The sequence below is a fragment of the Cyanobium sp. Cruz CV13-4-11 genome, assembly GCF_024346055.1.
Taxonomy (GTDB): Bacteria; Cyanobacteriota; Cyanobacteriia; order PCC-6307; family Cyanobiaceae; genus Cyanobium.
Map to the genome: position 1 here is coordinate 12806 of NZ_JAGQCH010000006.1, position 17979 is coordinate 30784.

Here is a 17979-nt window from a genome sequence, read left to right on the forward strand (position 1 = left end):
CTTCGTGACGATGCTTGAGGACATTTCTCGAGGGGGATCTGGAGAAATGGAGGGGCTCCCTGAAGGGGAGAGATCCCAGCGGGGGAGACTATTGGAACATGGGGTCCAGAGAGTTCGACCCGGGGTACCGCGCCGATAGATGAAGTATGGATCTGGGGCCGATGCCGGCCACGGACGGTTCACTTTTCGTAGACACCCGAGGCCGCCTCGGTGAGCAGCAGGGCGCCCTGCCTGGCCCGGGTCAGGGCGGTGTAGAGCAGGCGGCCATCCTGGGACCCGCCACTGGGCAGCAGCACGATCACCTCCTCGGCTTCGCTGCCCTGGGCCTTGTGAACCGTCAGAGCCAGGGCGGGCTCGGCCGCCCCAGCCAGCTGGCCGGGATGGATCCAGACCGCCTCCCCGCCCCCGTCGCCGAACAGCAGCCGCGCCGATGGGCCCGGCCCGCCCACGATCAGCCCCACATCCCCGTTGGCCAGGTCCAGTTCCGGCAGGTTGCGCCGGCAGAGCACGGGGGTGCCCGCCGGCAGATCCTGCAGGTCGCCGTCCAGTCGCCCCCCCAGCAGGGTCCGATGGATCGTTTCCAGCCCCCAGCGTCCCTGGCGCTGGGGGGCCATCACCAGCAGCCGGTCGCGCGCGGCGAGCAGAGCGCGGCAGCCTGGATCGCTCCCTGGCCGGCAGCGTGCCGCCAGCCCCGCCAGGGAGGCCTGGTGGCGGCGCAGCCGCTCCAGCAGCTCCGGCGGCAAGGTCCGGGGGGAGCAGGCACGCCACTGAAGGTTGTCGGTGGGCTCCAGCGCCTGGAGCAGGGGCAGGATGGTGGCGAGCAGGTCGGTTGCACTGGCGCCGGTGGCGGTGGCCAGGCCCTGGCCCTGGCGCAGGGCGCTGGCCACCGCGGCAATGGCCCCGGCGTTGCGGTAGGTGGTGGTCAGGGTGATGGCGGCGGACCCGAGCTGCCGGCGGCGATCGGGCCGTTGCAGCTCCTGGAGCACGGCCCCGGGCGCAATGGGCGGCAGCTGGCCCGGGTCGCCCACCAGCACCAGCCGGCAGCTGGTGGGCAAGGCCTCCAGCAGGGCGGCCATCAGGCCCAGGTCCAGCATCGAGACCTCATCCACCACCAGCAGGTCAAGGTCGAGGCGGCGGTTGCGGTGGCGGCCGAACCGGTCACCGCGGCTCTCCAACAGCCGGTGCAGGGTCGTGCAGGGGATGGTGCCCCCGGTGGCGGCCCGCAGGCGGGCCGCCGCCTTGCCGGTGGGTGCTGCCAGGTGCAGGTGGCCGTCCGGCTCCACGGCCCGATGGGCCGCGATCATGCCGGCCACCGTGCTGGTCTTGCCGGTGCCGGGCCCCCCTTCCAGCAGCACCAGCCCGTGGTTCAGCACCGCGGCCACCGCCTGCCGCTGCCGCCCATCGAGGCCCGCCAGGGCGGGGAGGGCCTGGGCCCCGGCCCCTGGGCTGGAGGCCGATGGTTCCAGGAGGCCGGCACGGGAGATCAGGGCCTCGATCACCTCCTGCCGCTGCCGCTGCCAGCGGCGCCACTGCAGCCGTCCTGCCTCCAGGGCCATGGGGCTGTCCGGATCCCGGCAGAGCGGACTGTGCGCCAAGGCAGCGCGGTGCGCCTCGGGCCAGGACGCCGCGCTCACTTCGGCCGGTGCCGGTCCGTTCAGATCCAGCTCCAGCTCCCCCCGCCCCAGGGCGGCGGTGAGGGCGTGGATCAACTCGCCGATCAGGGGATCGGGGGGGGTGTCGTAGAGACGCGGCAGGGCTTCGGCCAGGCTGGGGCCGAGGGCCGTCAGCCAGGGCTGGGGGGTGGGGCTGGGGTCCCTCATGGCGACCCCGCTCCGATGCCGGCCGCGGCGTGGCCGCCCAGGGCGCCGTCGAGGGCGAGCACCCTGGCCAGGGGGGGCTGTTCCACGAACAGGCCCGGCACCGCCCCAGGCAGGGCCTGCATCCCCATGTCCCCGGGGGTGCCGCGCAGGAAGACGTAGGCATAGCCCCCCAGGTGGCGCTCCGGTGCGTAGTCCGGCAGACGCCAGCCCAGGTAGCGGTGCAGGGCCACCAGATAGAGGTGGGCCTGGAGGGGGTAGTGGCTGTGGGCCATCAGGGCCGCCATCGCCTCCTGGCCGTAGTGGCGGGGGCCGCAGGCCAGGGGCCGGCCCTCGCTGTCCCGTCGGCCCAGCCAGTTGCTCTTCCAGTCGGCCACCCACCAGCGCTCCTGTCCGTCGGCCCCCGTGGCAGTGAAGATCAGGTCGATGGAACCGGTGAGGAAGCCGCGGCTGGCCACCGGCAGGGCCGCCACGGTGGCGGCATAGGCCGCCCCGAAGGCGCCGCCGGGGTGGTCGGCGAAGGCCGCGGCCAGGCCCGCGGCCCTGGCGAAACCAAGGGTGAGATCGAAGTTCATCTCGTTCAGCCGGCGTTCCGGCCCCAGGTCGGCCACCCGCAGGGAGCCCAGCTCGGCGCCGAAGGGGGTGAGGCGCACCAGCTCCAGTCCCTGCAGCAGCGGCTCCAGGGGATTGGCCTCCAGGCCGGCCCGGCGCAGCTCCCGCTCCACCAGCTCCCGGTTCGCCGCCGCATCGGTGGGACGGCGGTAGTCCAGCTGCTCCAGCATCCGATGCAGGCAGTCGCCGGCGGCCGCACCGCGGGCGAAACCGGCCAGGGGGCCCTGCTCGGGCCATAGGTCGGCCCCAGCCTCCGGGGCCTCCTCGGCGGGGCTGGGATCACTGGTGTCCCGGCCTTCGTCGAGGGCCATCACCGACAACGGGACGTTGTGGACAGCGCGGGTCCAGGCGGTGTAGCTGCTGCGGCCCCAGGCCGTGTCCAGGCGGCGCAGGGGCACAGGGCCGCAGCGAAGGGCGGCGATCGCCTCCGGGGGCTGGGGCAGGCGGTGACGGCTGGGCGGCTGCCTGGGGGGCTGGTGCAGATCCAGCTCTAGCGAACGCTGGGCGATCTCCTGCCGCAGCCGCGCCTGCCAGTCGTCGTCGCCCAGGGCTGCGATGGAGTCCCCATCCTCGGGATCGGGCAGGGGCTCGCCGGGAAACAACCAGGGGAACAGGGGGTTCGCCTGCTGTCCCTTCGCCGGCGCCCAGGCCAGCACCAGCAGGTGCTGGGCGCGGGTGACGGCCACGTAGGCCAGCCGCTCCCGCTCGGCCCGTTCGGCCTGCCGCTGCTGGCGGAGGGCTTGCCATCCCTGGCCCCAGGAGGGGCGCAGGTGAAGGTTGAGGTGGGACTCGGCGCTGCCGGGCGGCTGCCAGCGGATCCCCACCCGGTGCCGGCCCGATGCAGCGGTGCCGGCCGCCTCCCAGAGATAGGGGCAGACCACCACGGGAAACTCCAGGCCCTTGCTGCGGTGCACCGTGATCACCGTGACCGCCTCGTCCACCTTGTCGCTGTGGGCCTGGTGGGACTCCGGGATGGTTCCGGAGGCCCGGCTCTGGTCGAGCCGCAGCCGCCGCAGCCAGTCGGCGGCGGCCTCCAGGGCGAGGTGCTCCACGTGCAGACGTTCCTGCAGCAGTTCGGCCACCTGTTGCAGATCCGCCAGCAACCGGCCGCCGGCACTCAGTCGGGCCAGACCTTCGCCGTCCACCAGCTGGGAGAGCACCCCGAGCGGTCCCTGATCGGGCAGATCCCTGGCCAGGGCCTGAAGCCGTCCGGCCAGCTCACTCCATTCGCCCGGCTCGGTGGCGGCCATCCGCTCGGCCGACCAGGCGAGCAGGGGGGAGGCGGCCAGCAGCCGCAGGCGGTTGGGATCGGCCGGATCGGCGAGGGCATCCAGCAGCCGCTGCAGGGCGGTGGCCGCCGGGCTGGCGAACACATCGGCCTTGCTCACCAGCCGACTGGCGATGCCCTGGCGCTCCAGGGCGCTGCGCTGCTGCTCCGCCTGGTGGTGGTTGTGGACCAGCAGGGCGATGTCGCCGGCCCGGAGGGGGCGGGGGGGCTGGCCGTCACCCGATACCAGGGCGGGGGCCTCCTCCAGCAGTTCCGCGACGGCGCCGGCCACCAGGTCGGGCAGCCGGCTTTCCAGCGCACTCTTGCTGGGCAGGGGGGCCTCGGCCGTCCGCCCATGGCCAAGCCAGAGCAGGCGCAGCGGGGCCATGCCGTCGGGGCCGCGGCGCCGGGATCGGGCCTCGACCTCCGGCACCGGCAGGGACGAGCGGGGCAGGCCCGCCGGGGCCATCAGCTTGTTGAGGCCATTGATCAGCGCTGGGCTGGAGCGCCGGTTCTCCTGCAGGGCGAGCACGCGAGCGGCGCTGCGGCGGGCCCGACGGTAGGTATCCAGGTCGCCGCCACGGAAGCGGTAGATGGCCTGCTTCGGATCGCCCACCATCACCAGCAGGTGGGCGTCATCGGCGAAGGCCAGCTGCAGGATCCGCCATTGGACGGGGTCGGTGTCCTGGAACTCGTCGATCAGGGCCGCCCGGTACCGCTCCCCCACCGCCCGCAGCAGGGGCGTGGCAGCCGTGGCCTCCGGGCCCGGGTCGAGCCCCTCGAGCAGCTGGGCGAAGCCGATGCTGCCGCTGCGCGCCCGACGCCGGGCCAGCTCGGCCCGTCCCCAGTGGCAGCCGTGCAGCAGCACCGCTTCGGCCGGACCCTCCCGCAGGGCGGCCACCGCCTCCAGCAGCTCCGGGCAGGGCAGTCGGATGTCCCGCTCGGGGCCTTCCACCGACCGGGCCACCCGGCAGAAGGTTTGGGGGTGGAAGTACCCCCCTAGCTCCTTCTCGGTACGGATGGCGGCGTAACTGCCGTTGTCGTCCTGGCCGGCGAGCCAGGCCTCGACCACCCCGCAGTGGTCGGTTCTGGGCCTGACGGCGTAGGGCGTGATGCCGCCGGCGCCGGCGGCGCGCCACTCGCCGGCGGCGTTGCGGAAGGCCTGATCCAGGGCCTGCCCCTGGGCCGCCCAGGCCTGCTTGAAGTGTTTCCAGGGCTGGTGCCATAGCGTCTCCTGCTGTTCCACCAGCGGCCGTTCCAGGCTCAGGCCCTCCGGCAGGGGATCAAGCACCAGGCCGGGGTCCCCGTCGAGCAACTGCAACAGGCGCTCCAGGTCGTCCAGGCCGGCAGCCGTCGCCAGCCCCTCCACCAGGTGCAGGGGAAGGGCCAGCACCTGCTGCTGCCAGTAATCGTGGGCGACCTGGCGCACCAGTTCACCGGCATCGGTCTCCACCGTCAGGTCCGGCGGCCGGGCGGCCGCCATGGCCTGGCGCCGCAGCGTGCGCTGGCAGAAGCCATGGATGGTGGTGATGTCGGCGACGTCGAGTTCTTCGAGGGCCAGCAGCAGCAGGCCCTGCACCGTGCCGCGGGCTCCGGCCTCGCCCGGCTGGAGTTCCAGCCATTGCTCCAGCACGGGATCGGGTGCCCGCCAGCCCGGGGGGGGCTGGAGGCCGGTGAGGGCCTCCTGGATCCGACGGCCGATGCGGTCGCGAAGTTCCGCCGCCGCGGCGTTGGTGTAGGTCACCACCAGCAGCTGCCGCAGCCCCAGCCGCCGCTCGGCCAGGAGCCGCAGCACCAGGTGGGCCAGGGCGAAGGTCTTGCCGGTGCCGGCGCTGGCCTCCAGCAGCAGCACGCCATCTTCGAGGGGGACGGCGTTGGGATCGAAGCTTTCGGGGGCTGGGGCCTCGGTGGTCGTCATGGTCCGTCCTCCGCCGCCAGCAGGGGGGAGTACAGGGCGTCGGCCAGTTCCAGCCGCTCCGGCGTCAGCAGGGCCTCCGCCGGCAGCTGGGCGCCGAAGCAGGCCTCCATCTCGGCCCGTTCCCGCTCACCGCTGTGGAAGCTGGAACCCTCCCAGGTGCCGGCGGCCTTGGATCGCCCCTGGCCCGGACGCTTGCGCTCGGTGACTGCGTAACTCCAGCCCGTTTCCGGGGGCACCGGCCAGCCCTGGCGACGCCAGCCACGCTGCAGGCCGGCCAGCCGTTCCAGTTCGTCGCGGGCCGCCTGGGGTGCCGGCGCCCTGAGTTCCAGGGCCGGGGCGAAGACGTCGTCCTCGCGGGCGATCAGCACGCCCCGCTGTGGCTCCCCGGCCGCGGCGGCCGCGAGCAGCAGCTGCAGCCAGAGCTCCACCCGGTGGCCGACGCGGGCCTGGGCGGTATGCACCAGCACCACCGTCTCGCCGCGCCAGGGGATCGGGGCCTGCCAGGGTCCCCACTGGTGGCTGACCTGCCTGGGGGGGCCGAGGCGCTCGAGGGCCGCCGCCAGGCTCGACCAGCGCCGTTGCAGCAGGCCCGCTTCCAGGCCACCCGCGGCCCTGGGGGGCAGCAGACCCTGTCCGCGGTGCCAGGCGAGCCAGTCCGCCGCCGTGCCTTGGTCTCCTTCGCCGGGGTCGCCGTCGCTGCGCTGCAGCCTTCCCCGCAGCAGGGCGGAACGCTCCCGCTCCCCCAGGGACAGGGCCTCGAGGTCGTCGATGCGCCGGTCCCATTCGCCGGGGCGCAGGCCCAGGGACCGGAGCCAGTGCGTCTGGGGGGCCGCCAGCCAGTCCCGCAGGTCACTGAAGGGGTCGGCTTCAGTGGCTGTGGGGGCTTCCAGGGGGCTCACCCCCCCCAGCAGCGGCGGCGGCGGCGGCGGCGGTGGATCACCGCTCAGGCGGCGCACCGCCTCCAGCAGCCGCCGGTCGCAGGAGGGGGCCTCCCGTCCGGCGGCGGGCAGGAAGTTGCGCCGGTCGAGGGGGTTGGCGGCGTGCTCCACCTGCAGAGATGCCATGGCCTCCGGGCCCACCTGGCCGGCCAGCCATTGCAGCCACTGGCCCACCGGGCCGGAGGGGGGCAGGGCGGCGCCGGTCCGGTCGTCGCGGCAGCTCCAGCTGAGCAGCAGGTGGTCCCGGGCCGAGAGCAGGGCCTCCATCAGGACATAGCGGTCCTGGTCGGCGGGATGGGGATCGCCAAGCTGGCGCTGGCCCTCCATCAGGTGGAAGGCGGGACGGTCACCCGGCCGGGGAAACAGGCCCGCCTCCAGTCCCATGAGCACGACCACCCGGTACGGGATGGCCCGCATCGGCTCCAGAGCGCTGATCGTCAGGGCGCCGCTGCGGTGGCCGAAGCGGCCGCTTTCGGCCCCGAGCCGCTCCCGCAGCACGGCCGCCACCACCGGCGCTTCGAGGCCCAGGGGACAGCTGCCGGCGGCGGTCTGCCAGGCGTCGATCGCCGCCATCAGGTCCGGCCGTTCACCGGCGGCCTCGCCGCCATCGCCGAAAAGGTCGTCGATCAGCCGCCTCAGCCGTTCCACCCAGATGGTCACAGCGCCGCCGCGACGCAGCTCCCCCAGCCAATGGCGCAGCCGGCCGAGCAGATGCAGCCAGCGGCCGGTCAGCTCCAGGGGCACGCCCCCGTCCCAGGGGGCCGTGTCCCCCGGCGCCAGGCCCACGTCAGCGGGCAGCACCAGGCCGAGCAGCAGCCGGTCGATGGCCCAGGCCAGGCTGTGGCAGGCGCTATCCTTTTCCTGGGCGTCCAGGCCCCAACGGAAGCCCGCCTCCTGCAAGGCCTCCACCAGGCGGGCCGCCTCCCTGGCCTCGAGGCCGAAACGGTCCAGCAGGGGCCCGCAACCCAGCAGGGTCTCCAGGCCGGAGGCGGTGAGGCGCGTGCCAGCCAGCTCCAGGAGCAGCAGCAACGTGCTGCCGAGGCCGGCCCCCTCCTCCTGGCTGCGGTCAGTCAGTCGCCAGGGGAGGTCGACCTCCGTGGCGTGGCGATCGCCGAACACCGAGGCCACCAGTGGGGCGAAGCCGTTGATGTCCGGCGTCATCACCAGGATGTCGCGGGGTTCGAGGCTGGGGTCGGCCGCCAGCAGCTGCAGCAGGCGGTCGCGCACGATCTGCACCTGCCGCAGCCGGCCAGGGCAGGCATGGAACTCCAAGGAGCGATCCTGCGGACCCACCTGAAGGGCCGGTATCCGACTGGCGTCAGCCAGCTGGTCCTGCAGCTGGGCCAGCAGGGGGGCCGGCCCAGGGCCGCTGGCCGCAGCGAAGAAGAGGTCCTTCTCCTGCTCCTCCCCCAGCTGGGCCTCACCGGTGCCCTCCAGGAGCTGCTGAAACTCCCCCCCCAGACGGCCGAAGCGGGCCTCCAGGCCCGGGGCCTCCAGCAGCCAGTTGGCCTCGAGCGGCTGGCGCAAGGCCAGGGCATCACTGAGCTGGCGGCGACGCTCGCCGCAGCGTTGCCAGAGATCGCGGCAGGGGGTGAGCAGGTAGAGGTCCACCGACCGATGCAGGCCCAGGGCCTGGAGCAGCTGCACCTGGACCGGCGCCATGCTGCTGAGGCCGAAGAGACGCAGGGGGGTGCCGCGGGCCTCCTCGGCGAGTTCACCGCGGCGCAGCCTGCCGACCAGCTCCTGCACCCGGCGGCCGAAGGGTTCCTGGCCCAGCTCCTGGAGCAGGGAGCGGTAGAGCAGGGGCTGCCAGCACTGGTTCGCCGGCAGGGGCCGGCCGCTGGCATCGATCGCCTGTCCTGCCCCCCAGGCGCCCAGCAGCTCCGGCCGGTAGAGGGCGTAGTCATCGAAGGCATCGGCGATGGCGCGCCCCAGCTGCCAGTGGCCCAGTTCCAGCTGATCGCCGCCGCCCCGTTCGGCCAGCCAGTGGCGCAGCGGCCGCCCCTCCGGCGCGGCGGCCACCGCCGGCAGCAGGCCAAGCAGGGGCCAGACCAGCTGGTCGGCGCGCCAGGGATCGGCCGCGCCCCCACCGGCCACGGGCTCCCCTGGGGCCAGCAACCGCTCCACCAGCTGGCGCAGATGGCTGCCCGGGAAAGGAAAGCGCAGGTTGGCGGCGATGCCGCCCAGGTGTTCGGCCAGTTGCTCCCCGAGCCAGCGGCTGGTGGGCCAGGTGTTGACCACCACCTGCACCTGCTCGAAGGGATCGGGGGGCTGCAAGCGCAACTGGGTGGCCAGCACCCGGGCCAGCAGTTCCGCCCGGTTGCTGCGAAAGACCGTCAGCAAGGGGCCGGGCTCAGAGGGCGCAGCTCAAGGCTGGGCCGGAGGAAAGGGTGGTCAAGGAGCGGCCGCCGGCCACAGGCAGACCGCTGACGCATCGGGTCTGGCGCGTTTCGGGGCAGTAGGCGGTGAGGTCACCGCCGTAGCAGGCAGCGGTGTCGAGCAGCACGATCGACCGCAGCCGCCGCAGGCCGGGTCCGGGGGTGTGGCCAACGATCACTTCACCGAAGCGGTTGTCGTAGGCCTGCCAGAAGGCCAGAGGGATGTTGAGATCGGGCTGCCAGGTGCGCGGGTCGAAGCCGGCATGGGTGGCCACCCAGCCCCGACCCCAGTAGGCCAGGGGCAGCTGGTCGAGCCGGTCGCGCCAGAGGCGGCAGCGGGCCGCCCCCAGCTGGCGGTAGGTGTCGTTGCCGTTCAGTTCCGGATGGCTGGTGGGGGCCAGGCCCAGGTCGAGCCGGGTGACCAGATCCCGCTCATGGTTGCCCTTGAGCCAGACGGCCCGGCCGCGGCTCACCAGGTCCCAGACCAGTTCCATGGCAGCTTCGATGCGGGAACCGCGGTTGATCACATCGCCGCAGAACACCAGCCGGTCGCTAGGGGGAAGCTGGGCCACAAGCCATTGCAGAGCGTCCGCGCAGCCATGGACATCCCCGATCACCCAATGGTGCGGAGGACGTTGGTCCGGGAGCGTCATCAAGAAGGAAGCTTCCTCCTAAGTGTTGCCCTTGAGGTGGGCTTCTGTCACCCCCAGAGGGCCGGCAAGGCTCCAGCGCTGATACGGTGCGCCCTCGGTACACCCCAGGAGGCAACGGGCGATGGACCTGAAGGATTTGCCGGTCACGCAGCGCGTCAACGCCCTGGTGAAGGCCCTGGACGGTGCCAAACGCACCAATGAGGCCCTGGCCCTTTGCAGTGACGGCGACGCCATGCTGGATGTGCTGCTGGATGCCTCCTCCCGGCTGGGTCTGGGCCTGAGCCGCTGGGAGCTGGAGAACACGCCGCCGATCCGGGACTGGATCTGGTGGAAGAACAAGGAAGCGCCCCTGACCATCGGCGACAGCAAGCCCCGCTATCAGCAGGACGGCGGCCAGGGCAAGCCTCGTCGGGAGGGCGCATCCGAGGATGGGCGGCCCCGGCGGCGCTTCCTGGGCCTGTTCTGAGGGTCTGTGCTGTTCAGGCCAGGGTGGCCAGCGGGTCGGGAATGGCGCTGCTCGGAGCCTCGAAGCTCCCTTGGGCCACGAACTCCAGGCGCAGCTTCATGAAGGTGATGAACTTCTCGTCGGTGGACACCACCGCCGCCGCGGGCCGGGGGACAGACGCCACGGCGGCGGTCAGCTCGGGCGCCTCCAGGAAGGCGGGGCGTTCCAGGAGCCAGAAGTCAATGGTCTTGTCCTTTTCGGCGTAGTTGCGGACGCGTTCGCGCAGCACCTCCTCCAGGGGTTCCTCCTCGAGCAGGAAGGCGCGGCTGGCAGCGACGAAGTGGTAGCGGGTCATGGCGGGTGGGGCCTCAGGGCTGGCGGTCGCCGAACAGCGGGTCGCGGCGGGGATTCTGCACCAGCGCCCGCATCTGGCGCACCGCCTCCTGCAGGCCGACGGCCAGGGCACGGGCCACGATCGTGTGGCCGATGTTGAGCTCCTCCATGCCCTCGATCGCCGCGATCGGCTCGACGTTTTGATACGTGAGGCCGTGGCCGGCGTTCACCCGCAGGCCGAGGCCCCGGGCGATGGCGGTGCCTTCGCTGATCCTGGCCAGCTGGAACGGCTGCTTCTCCCAGGCGGCCTCCGCATAGGCGCCGGTGTGGAGCTCCACCCAGCGGGCACCGCAACGGCGGCAGGCCTCCAGCTGGGCGTCGTCGGGGTCGACGAACAGGCTGACGCCGATCCCTGCCCCCATCAGCCGGCCCACCAGGGGAGAGAGGCTCTCCACCTGCCCGGCCACGTCCAGGCCCCCCTCGGTGGTCACCTCCTCGCGGCGTTCGGGCACCAGGGTGACCATGTCGGGGCGGAGGCGCAGGGCGATCGCCTCCATCTCAGCGGTGGCCGCCATCTCCAGGTTGAGACGGGTGCGCACGGTGGCCCGCAGCAGCTCCACATCCCTGTCCTGGATGTGGCGCCTGTCCTCCCGCAGGTGCACGGTGATGCCGTCGGCGCCGCCCAGCTCGGCCAGCAGGGCAAAGGTCACCGGATCCGGCTCCACGGTGCGGCGGGCCTGCCGCACATTGGCGATGTGGTCGATGTTGACCCCGAGGCTGGCCATGGGCGGCAGGTGGCTGAAGCGATCCTGACCGAACCGTATCGGTCACCGTGGCCGCAGGCCCAACTGCCCGTGTCGGCCCTGCAGCGGGGGGATTCAGCCCCTAGTTTCGAAGCCGATGTTCTGCCGTTTTAAGAGTGTTGGCGGCACAGACGCCCCCCGGATCAGGTCTCTCCGCGGCGATCAGCCCACGGGAGAGTTCTCTGTGTGGCGGCATCAGCCCCTGGCTGTCGCCGCTGGCGATGGTGGTCACCATCGATGTGGTGCTGAAGGGCTATTTCGGTGAGCTGAAGGTGCTCGGTCGGGAGCATCTGCCCATGCACGGGGCCGTGCTGCTGGCCCCCACCCACCGGGCCCGCTGGGACGCCCTGATGCTGCCCTGGGCGGCCGGTCGCCGCATCACTGGTCGCGACTGCCGCTTCATGGTCACGGCGGATGAAATGAAGGGACTGCAGGGGTGGTTCCTGCATCGCCTCGGCTGCTTCCCGGTCGACCAGGGCCGCCCCACCCTCGCCAGCCTGCGTTTTTCCGTGGAGTTGCTGGCCGCAGGCCAGCAACTGGTGGTGTTTCCCGAGGGCCGCATCCGGCGCGAAGACGGCCCCATCCGTGTGCAGCAGGGGCTGGCCCGCCTGGCCCTGCTGGCCGCCAGCCAGGGCGTGGATGTGCCGGTGGTACCGGTGGGCATCGCCTATGGCCACGCCGATCCCCGCCCTGGCGATGGGGCCTCCCTGTGTTTCGGCCCGCCCTTGCGGGCGGCGGGCCTGGGTCGTCAGGCGGCCCTGGCCTTCGGCGCCGACGTCGCTGCGGCGATGGAGTCGGCCGAGCAAGCGGCCCGCATCGTGGTGGATCGCCCGATCGGCTCCCCGTAAAGTTCGCCCGTTACCCGTCAGGCGTCGACGTGATCAGGCCTTCCGCCATCCCTTCCCTCCGATCCGCTCGGCCATCGGGCATCGCCGGGGTCTGCGGAGGCGCTCTGGCCCTGCTCGCCCTGGCCCAGCCGCTGCTCCAACCACCGGCCCGGGCCCAGGCCACGACACCCCAGACGGTGCAGCCCGCTGGCACCGATCTCAATCTTGCCTCGGTGAAGGCCCTGCTCTCCCGGGGTGATGCGGCTGTGGCCAGCGGCAACCTGGCCGAGGGGCGGCGCCTCTATGACCTGGCCCGGGATGCCAGCCGGCGACTGCTGGGCTTCTACCGCGATCTGAGCGGCTCCTTCCGCGGCCTGGATGCCCGCATCCCCCGGGAGATGGATGACAAGGGGCGGGAGGCCCTGACCCTGCTGGCCGAGAGCAACCTGAGGCTGGCGGCCCTGTTCCGCCGCCAGAACCAGCCGGAGGTGGCCATCCCCCTGCTGGTGGAGGTGGTCAAGATCATGACCCCTACAAACGAAGGTGGGCGCAAGGCCTACCAGCAGCTGGTGGAACTGGGTTTCGTCATCACCCCCTACACGGCACCTGGATCGTCCGCCGGCGGCTGATCGTCCTTAGATTCCAACTTCCCGTCATCCCCCCGATCCCCGCCGCCATGGTGCAACCGGAGCAGGTCAAGGACGCCATCCGCCGAGCGCTTCCCGATGCCGCCGTGGAGGTGGAGGATCTCACCGGTGGTGGTGACCATCTCCAGGTCAAGGTGGTGTCCGGCGCCTTCGCCGGGCTCAACCGGGTGCGGCAGCACCAGCTCGTCTATGGCGCCCTGAGCAGCGAGCTGGCCAGCGAGGCCATCCATGCCCTGGCGGTGCAGACCTCCCTTCCCTCCTGATTTTCTTTTCCGATTTCGTCACCATGGACGCCAGCACCCGCCAACGCATCGACGCCCTGATCACGGCCAGCCCCGTGGTGGTCTTCATGAAGGGCAACAAACTGATGCCTCAGTGTGGATTCTCCAACAATGTGGTCCAGATCCTGCAGTCTCTGGGTGTGCCTTTCGAGACGGTTGACGTGCTCTCCGACATGGAGATCCGCCAGGGAATCAAGGAGTTTTCCGACTGGCCCACGATTCCCCAGGTGTATGTGAAAGGGGAGTTTCTCGGTGGCTCCGACATCCTGATCGAGATGTACAACAGCGGCGAACTGCGAGAAAAACTGGAAGTCGCCCTGGCCTCCTAGGCCCATACAGGCCAGCACTGTTCGGCGAGCCGCTCAGTAGCGGCTCGTTTCCATGAGCAACCGAGGTTGGCCGTCGGGGCCCATGAAGCTGGACGGGTCCTGGATCCAGCGGTCGATCAGTTCCTCCAGCCGCCGCTGGGAATGGTGATCCAGCACGGCTGTGCGGCGCAGTGCATGGAGATACCCATCGGCGTACAGCCGCAGCTCGGAGGGTCCGTGGTGACGATCGGACAAGGCCTGGCAGGCATCACACAGGGACTGGAAGTGGCGGATCGCGTCGGGATGTTGGAGTGCTGTCATGGCTGGGGGCGGGCCCCTGGCGTCAATGTGGCGGCGAGAGCCGGCAGATGGCCCCATCCTGCCGTGCCGAGACCGCCTTCCGGGAGCAGACAGTTGACAAGGCATCGCCCGTCACCGGCGTCCACGCACATTTCCAGTTAGCGTTGGCTCACTTAATCGGCTGACGGCACTTCCGCTTCTGATTTCATCGTGATGACGAGGAGATGCCCGTGGCCCAGGACAAACTGACCGATCCAGGAGGAACCCCTCGCAGAGTCCTCGTCGTGGATCCCCACGCGACCCTCCGCACGGTTCTGGCCCAGCGCCTTCGCCAGGATGGGCACCTGGCTGCCGCGGTCGCCACGGCCCGCGAAGCCCTGGAGATCTGCCAGGAGCAATCTCCCGATCTGTTGGTGAGTGCCGAGCTGCTTGAGGAAACCTCGGCCCTGCGCCTGGCGGCCCAGCTGCATTGCCAGGTGATGGTGCTCACGGCCCGGTCCGGCTCGGAGCCCGTGGTGGCCCTCCTCGATGCCGGTGCCGACGACGTGCTGCGCAAGCCCTTCGGGCTTGAAGAGCTGGCGGCCCGCTGCCGCACCCTGCTGCGTCGCAGCGGTAGTGGTCTGCAGGAACGGGTCTGTGTGGGTCCCCTGGAGGTGCACCTGCTGCTGCGCCAGGTCACCCTGCGCGACCAGCCGGTGGAGCTCAGCCCCAGGGAGTTCGCCCTGCTCTGCGCCCTGCTGATGCCCCCGGGGGTGGTGCGCAGCCGCCAGGAACTGCTGCGCATGGCCTGGCCTCCCTTCAGTGGCGGGCCCCGCTCCGTGGACACCCAGGTCCTCACCCTGCGCCGCAAGCTGGAGCAGGCCGGTCTCGGCGAAGGGGGGGCGATCGAAACCATGCGCCAGCAGGGGTACCGCTTCAGTCTCGACACCCTTCCCGAACTCAGTGAGGAGGTTCCCGGGACCCCCGCTTCCGGATTGCTCCTCACCTCTCCCAGCAGCTCCAGCCGGCTCAACTAGGGAGCAAGGTCAGGCTGGTCTCAGCAGGAGAGCAAGAATTTCTCCGACCAGTAGCAGGGCGGACAGCAGGGCCAGCAGCTGATAGGTCCAGGGGGGGCTGATTCGTCCGATGCCTTCGGTGGACAGGCCCGTGCCCCTGGAGAAACGTTCCAGAAAGTCGTCGAAGCGGGCCACCCGCTGGGGCAGCAGCCAGGCGGCTCCACTGCGGCCACCCTCCGCGGCAGCGCTGCGCACGTAGTACACCCGGCCCCCCTGGCTGGTGGTGATCGGCGTGAGTGCCGTGATGTGGCTCCAGGGCAGTTGCCAGCCGCGTCGCAGCAGCCAGGAGCACCAGCTCGGGTGGCCCACCCGCAGCCCCTGGCCATCAAGCTCCACCCGCTCACTGGTGATGGCCACCACCAGCACCAAGCCGGTGATGGAGGCCAGCAGCAGCGGAAGCCGCAGCGCCGCCGGTGCCAGCAGCGGCAGGGGCAGCACCAGGGCCAGGTAGAGCCCCAGGAGTGTGAAGCGGATCAGCGGTGCCATCGGGTAGCGATGGCATGACGGCTCGGCGCTCATCGGTCCTCGGGGGATCCCGGCAGGGGTTCGATCACCTGGGAGGGCTGGTAGCGGCCCCCGAACACCTCCGCCTCCCGACCTTTCCAGAAGCTGCCGAGGCGGATCAGATCGGCGTGGGCTTCGCCCAGACGCTCGACGTACTCATTGGGCTCCATGGTGTCCTTGGCCTCCTTGAGTTTGCTGAGGCGCAGCAGGTGCCAGACCCAGGGCTTGCCCATCTCGCCTCTGGCCTCCAGGTAGCGCGCCAGGTCGGAGGAGCTGGGAATCGGAGCCGCCATGGGCATGCAACAAATGTTTACAAACTTTACCGCCGTCCCTGGGCTGGCGTGGCCGTCCGGGTCAGTAGATCTCGGGCCGCAGGTCCTCGTGGTAGCGGGTGCCGGCCGGGTGGGTGGGTCCGTACTCGCCGGGCCGGCAGTCGGCGATCAGCAGGGTGGGTTCTGGCCGGGCGGCCGCCAGCAGATCGCCGTGGGGGCCGCAGATGACGCTGTTGCCCAGGTAGGCCGCCATCACGCGCCCGTTCACCGTTTCCTCGCCGCAGCGGTTGGCGTAGGCCACGAAGCAGCCGTTCTGGAAGGCATGGGCCGGGATCAGGGTGCGGGACACGTCCGGATAGGGCCGGTCGGTGCGCTCGCCGGTGCTGAGCTCGGCCCAGGCATCGGCGGCCGTGGGGATCAGCACCAGCCGGGCCCCCGCCAGCGCCAGGCGCCGGGTGAGCTCGGGGAACTCGGCCTCATAGCAGTTGAGCAGGCCTACGCCCACCCCGTTCACCGGCTGCACCGTGAACGCCACCCCCTCCTCGGGGTGGCGGTAGCCGGCGCTCCAGCAGCGCTTCTCGTCCGGTCCCCAGAGGTGGGTCTTGCGGTAGTTGCGCAGCAGGCGGCCGCCCTTGTCGAACAGGGCGATGGCGTCGTAGAAGCGCTCCTCACCGGCCACGGTCGCCCGTTCGGCGTAGGGACAGGCCACCGCCAGCCCATGGCGGCGCGCCGCCGCGGCCACCCGCCGCAGGCTGGGGCCCTCCACCGGCTCCGCCAGCTGCCGCACGATTGATGGCGTGACGATGTAGCCGGTGAGGTAGAGCTCCGGGAAGGCCAGCAGCTGCACCCCGTGGCCCGCCGCCAGGGCGCAGACCCGCTCCAGCCGCTCCAGGTTCTCTTCGAGGGCCTCAGGGGTGCCGGCGCTGCCGCTGCCCTGCCAGACCCCAAGCCGCAGGCCCTCGCCGGCGGCCGGCGGATCCGGCCGCACGACGCAGTGCAGGCGATGCTCGGGAACCATGGGGTGCTTCACGCCGGCAGGCTCCAGGGATTGAGGCCCAGGTCGGCGCCGATGCGGTGGGCGCAGGCGAAGCCGCTGAAGGCCACCGCATTCAGCCCCTGGCCGGGGAAGCAGGAATCGCCGACGCAGTAAAGATCGGGGATGGCGGTGCGGTTGAAGGGCATCGGCAGCAGGCCCGGCAGCCGCAGGGCCGGCACCGGCCCGTAGCTGCCGCCGTGGCGGCCCAGGAAGCGGCGGTGGCTGCGGGGGGTGCCGATCTCCCGGTGGGTGATGGCCCCCTCCAGGCCCGGCAGGATCGCCTCCAGGCGGCGGATCAGCCGGGAGGCGGCGGCCTCCTTGGCGGCCCTATAGGACCCAGGGGCCAGCCCCTGCCAGGTGTCCATCGCCGAGGGGGTGAAGGTGTGCACGATGTGGTGGCCCGCCGGGGCCAGGGAGGGATCCAGCAATGTGGGGATCGAGACGAAGATCACCCCCTGCTCGGCCTCCATCTCCTCCCAGCGCTCCAGCAGCAGGTGGTGGACATGGCTGCCGGGGGGAATCGCTTCCGCCTTCACCCCCAGGTGCAGGGAGAGGAAGGAGGAGGAGGGCTTGTAGCGCCGCCGCCAGGTGCGCTCGGCCGCCGGGGTGTGCGCCTCGTCCACCAGGGAGCCGAAGGTGTCCCAGCGGGTGGCGTTGCTCACCACCCGCCGGGCGCGGATCTCCTCGCCGCCGGCCAGCCGCACACCCACGGCCCGGGCCTGCGTTCCCTCGCCCTCCAGCAGCACCTTCACCACCCGCGCCCGGTAGCGGATCTCGCCGCCGTGCCTGCGCAGTCCCGACACCAGCTTCTCAGCGACCACCCCGACGCCGCCCTTGGGGTAGTTGATGCCGCCGGCGTGGCGATCGGAGAACACCATGCCGGCGTTGATCATCGGCGTGCGATCGGCCGGCATCACCGACCAGCAGAAGCACTCCATGTCGATGAACCTGAGCAGATCCGGATCGCTGATGTGGGCGCGGGCCACCGCCCCCACGTTCACCGGCAGCCAGCGGGCCAGTCCCAGGCAGGCCAGGGGCGCGCGGAAGAACACCTTGGCCAGGTAGGCGGGGTCCTCCAGCGACAGCAGCGGCATCGCATCGAGGCAGTTGAACACCTGCCAGCAGGTGTCGTAGAAGGCGCGGATCCCCTTGGCCTCATGGGGAAACAGGACGGTGAGGTCGGCGATGAAGCGCTCGTAATCGCGATCCACCGCCACCGACAGGCCGCCGGGCAGGTGGTAGGCGAGCTGGGCGGGGTCGGGGATGGTCTCGCAGTGCTCGCCCACATCCGCCAGGGCGCGGGTGAGCAGGTTGGTGTGGCCCTTCTCGCCGAAGCCGAAGATCATCGAGGCGCCGACGTCGAAGGTGTAGCCCTCGCGTCGGAAGCTGCCGCCGCTGCCGCCGGGGATCAGGTAGCGCTCCAGCACCAGCACCGAGGCCCCTTTGGCCGCCAGCTGGCTGGCGGTGACCAGCCCGCCGATCCCAGAGCCGATCACGACCACGTCCCAGGGGCGGCCATCGGCCGCGGTGAGGGGGGCGGCGGCGGAGGAAGGGGCGGTGACGGTCACCGGAACCAGGCGAACGG

The 17979-nt window shown here is 71.5% G+C and carries 17 protein-coding genes; 6 read left to right on the plus strand and 11 right to left on the minus strand.

All coding sequences use genetic code 11. The features are described 5' to 3' along the window. Window positions 1-179: 179 nt before the first annotated feature. From KBZ12_RS05990 to KBZ12_RS06005, 4 genes are read right to left on the minus strand one after another with little or no spacing between them, the layout of a single operon-like run. Window positions 180-1820 (minus strand): ATP-dependent RecD-like DNA helicase, encoded by a 1641-nt coding sequence (locus KBZ12_RS05990; protein ID WP_254957001.1) that lies wholly within the window; start codon window positions 1818-1820, stop codon window positions 180-182. Then, a complete protein-coding gene (locus KBZ12_RS05995) occupies window positions 1817-5614 on the minus strand; it encodes a UvrD-helicase domain-containing protein (protein ID WP_254957002.1) in 3798 nt (1265 codons plus the stop codon). Before KBZ12_RS05995 ends, KBZ12_RS05990 begins: the two co-directional genes overlap by 4 nt. Further along, window positions 5611-8895, minus strand: coding sequence for an exodeoxyribonuclease V subunit gamma (locus tag KBZ12_RS06000; protein ID WP_254957003.1), 3285 nt, complete (start codon window positions 8893-8895; stop codon window positions 5611-5613). Before KBZ12_RS06000 ends, KBZ12_RS05995 begins: the two co-directional genes overlap by 4 nt. Before the next feature lie 10 nt (window positions 8896-8905). After that, window positions 8906-9583 (minus strand): metallophosphoesterase, encoded by a 678-nt coding sequence (locus KBZ12_RS06005; RefSeq protein WP_254957004.1) that lies wholly within the window; start codon window positions 9581-9583, stop codon window positions 8906-8908. Window positions 9584-9704: 121 nt separating this feature from the next. Here KBZ12_RS06005 and KBZ12_RS06010 point away from each other — a divergent pair, with 121 nt between their 5' ends. After that, a complete protein-coding gene (locus tag KBZ12_RS06010; RefSeq protein WP_254957005.1) occupies window positions 9705-10049 on the plus strand; it encodes a hypothetical protein in 345 nt (114 codons plus the stop codon). 13 nt (window positions 10050-10062) lie between these two features. Here KBZ12_RS06010 and KBZ12_RS06015 read toward each other — a convergent pair whose 3' ends face one another. After that, entirely contained in the window at window positions 10063-10383 is a 321-nt protein-coding gene (locus KBZ12_RS06015; RefSeq protein WP_254957006.1) for an MgPME-cyclase complex family protein, read from the minus strand. A 13-nt stretch (window positions 10384-10396) separates the two neighbouring features. After that, window positions 10397-11146 (minus strand): pyridoxine 5'-phosphate synthase, encoded by a 750-nt coding sequence (locus KBZ12_RS06020; protein WP_254957007.1) that lies wholly within the window; start codon window positions 11144-11146, stop codon window positions 10397-10399. A 239-nt stretch (window positions 11147-11385) separates the two neighbouring features. Between KBZ12_RS06020 and KBZ12_RS06025 the strand changes: the two genes are divergently transcribed. From KBZ12_RS06025 to grxD, 4 genes are all read left to right on the plus strand, one after another. After that, entirely contained in the window at window positions 11386-12012 is a 627-nt protein-coding gene (locus tag KBZ12_RS06025) for a 1-acyl-sn-glycerol-3-phosphate acyltransferase (protein WP_254957008.1), read from the plus strand. Window positions 12013-12092: 80 nt separating this feature from the next. Then, window positions 12093-12620 carry a hypothetical protein gene (locus KBZ12_RS06030; protein ID WP_396100778.1) on the plus strand — a complete coding sequence of 176 codons (528 nt, stop codon included), beginning with the start codon at window positions 12093-12095 and terminating at the stop codon, window positions 12618-12620. 47 nt (window positions 12621-12667) lie between these two features. Further along, a complete protein-coding gene (locus KBZ12_RS06035; protein WP_254957010.1) occupies window positions 12668-12901 on the plus strand; it encodes a BolA family protein in 234 nt (77 codons plus the stop codon). A 23-nt stretch (window positions 12902-12924) separates the two neighbouring features. Further along, on the plus strand, window positions 12925-13248 hold the full coding sequence (gene grxD / locus KBZ12_RS06040; RefSeq protein ID WP_254957011.1) for a Grx4 family monothiol glutaredoxin: 324 nt from the start codon (window positions 12925-12927) through the stop codon (window positions 13246-13248). A gap of 33 nt (window positions 13249-13281) precedes the next feature. Here the strand turns inward: grxD and KBZ12_RS06045 are convergent, their stop codons facing one another. Continuing rightward, window positions 13282-13548, minus strand: a complete 267-nt coding sequence (locus KBZ12_RS06045; RefSeq protein ID WP_254957012.1) for a DUF6761 family protein — start codon at window positions 13546-13548, stop codon at window positions 13282-13284. A 203-nt stretch (window positions 13549-13751) separates the two neighbouring features. On the opposite strand from KBZ12_RS06045, the gene KBZ12_RS06050 reads away from it, so the two are divergent. Continuing rightward, the gene (locus KBZ12_RS06050) at window positions 13752-14543 is read left to right on the plus strand and encodes a response regulator transcription factor (RefSeq protein WP_254957013.1); all 792 of its coding nucleotides are present in this window, start codon (window positions 13752-13754) and stop codon (window positions 14541-14543) included. Window positions 14544-14552: 9 nt separating this feature from the next. Here KBZ12_RS06050 and KBZ12_RS06055 read toward each other — a convergent pair whose 3' ends face one another. From KBZ12_RS06055 to crtH, 4 genes are all read right to left on the minus strand, one after another. Further along, window positions 14553-15101 carry a hypothetical protein gene (locus KBZ12_RS06055; RefSeq protein ID WP_254957014.1) on the minus strand — a complete coding sequence of 183 codons (549 nt, stop codon included), beginning with the start codon at window positions 15099-15101 and terminating at the stop codon, window positions 14553-14555. Further along, window positions 15098-15379 (minus strand): hypothetical protein, encoded by a 282-nt coding sequence (locus KBZ12_RS06060; protein ID WP_254957015.1) that lies wholly within the window; start codon window positions 15377-15379, stop codon window positions 15098-15100. Before KBZ12_RS06060 ends, KBZ12_RS06055 begins: the two co-directional genes overlap by 4 nt. Before the next feature lie 61 nt (window positions 15380-15440). Beyond that, the gene (locus tag KBZ12_RS06065; protein ID WP_254957016.1) at window positions 15441-16388 is read right to left on the minus strand and encodes a carbon-nitrogen hydrolase family protein; all 948 of its coding nucleotides are present in this window, start codon (window positions 16386-16388) and stop codon (window positions 15441-15443) included. After that, window positions 16385-17962 (minus strand): carotenoid isomerase, encoded by a 1578-nt coding sequence (gene crtH, locus KBZ12_RS06070; protein WP_254957017.1) that lies wholly within the window; start codon window positions 17960-17962, stop codon window positions 16385-16387. Before crtH ends, KBZ12_RS06065 begins: the two co-directional genes overlap by 4 nt. Window positions 17963-17979 lie beyond the last annotated feature (17 nt).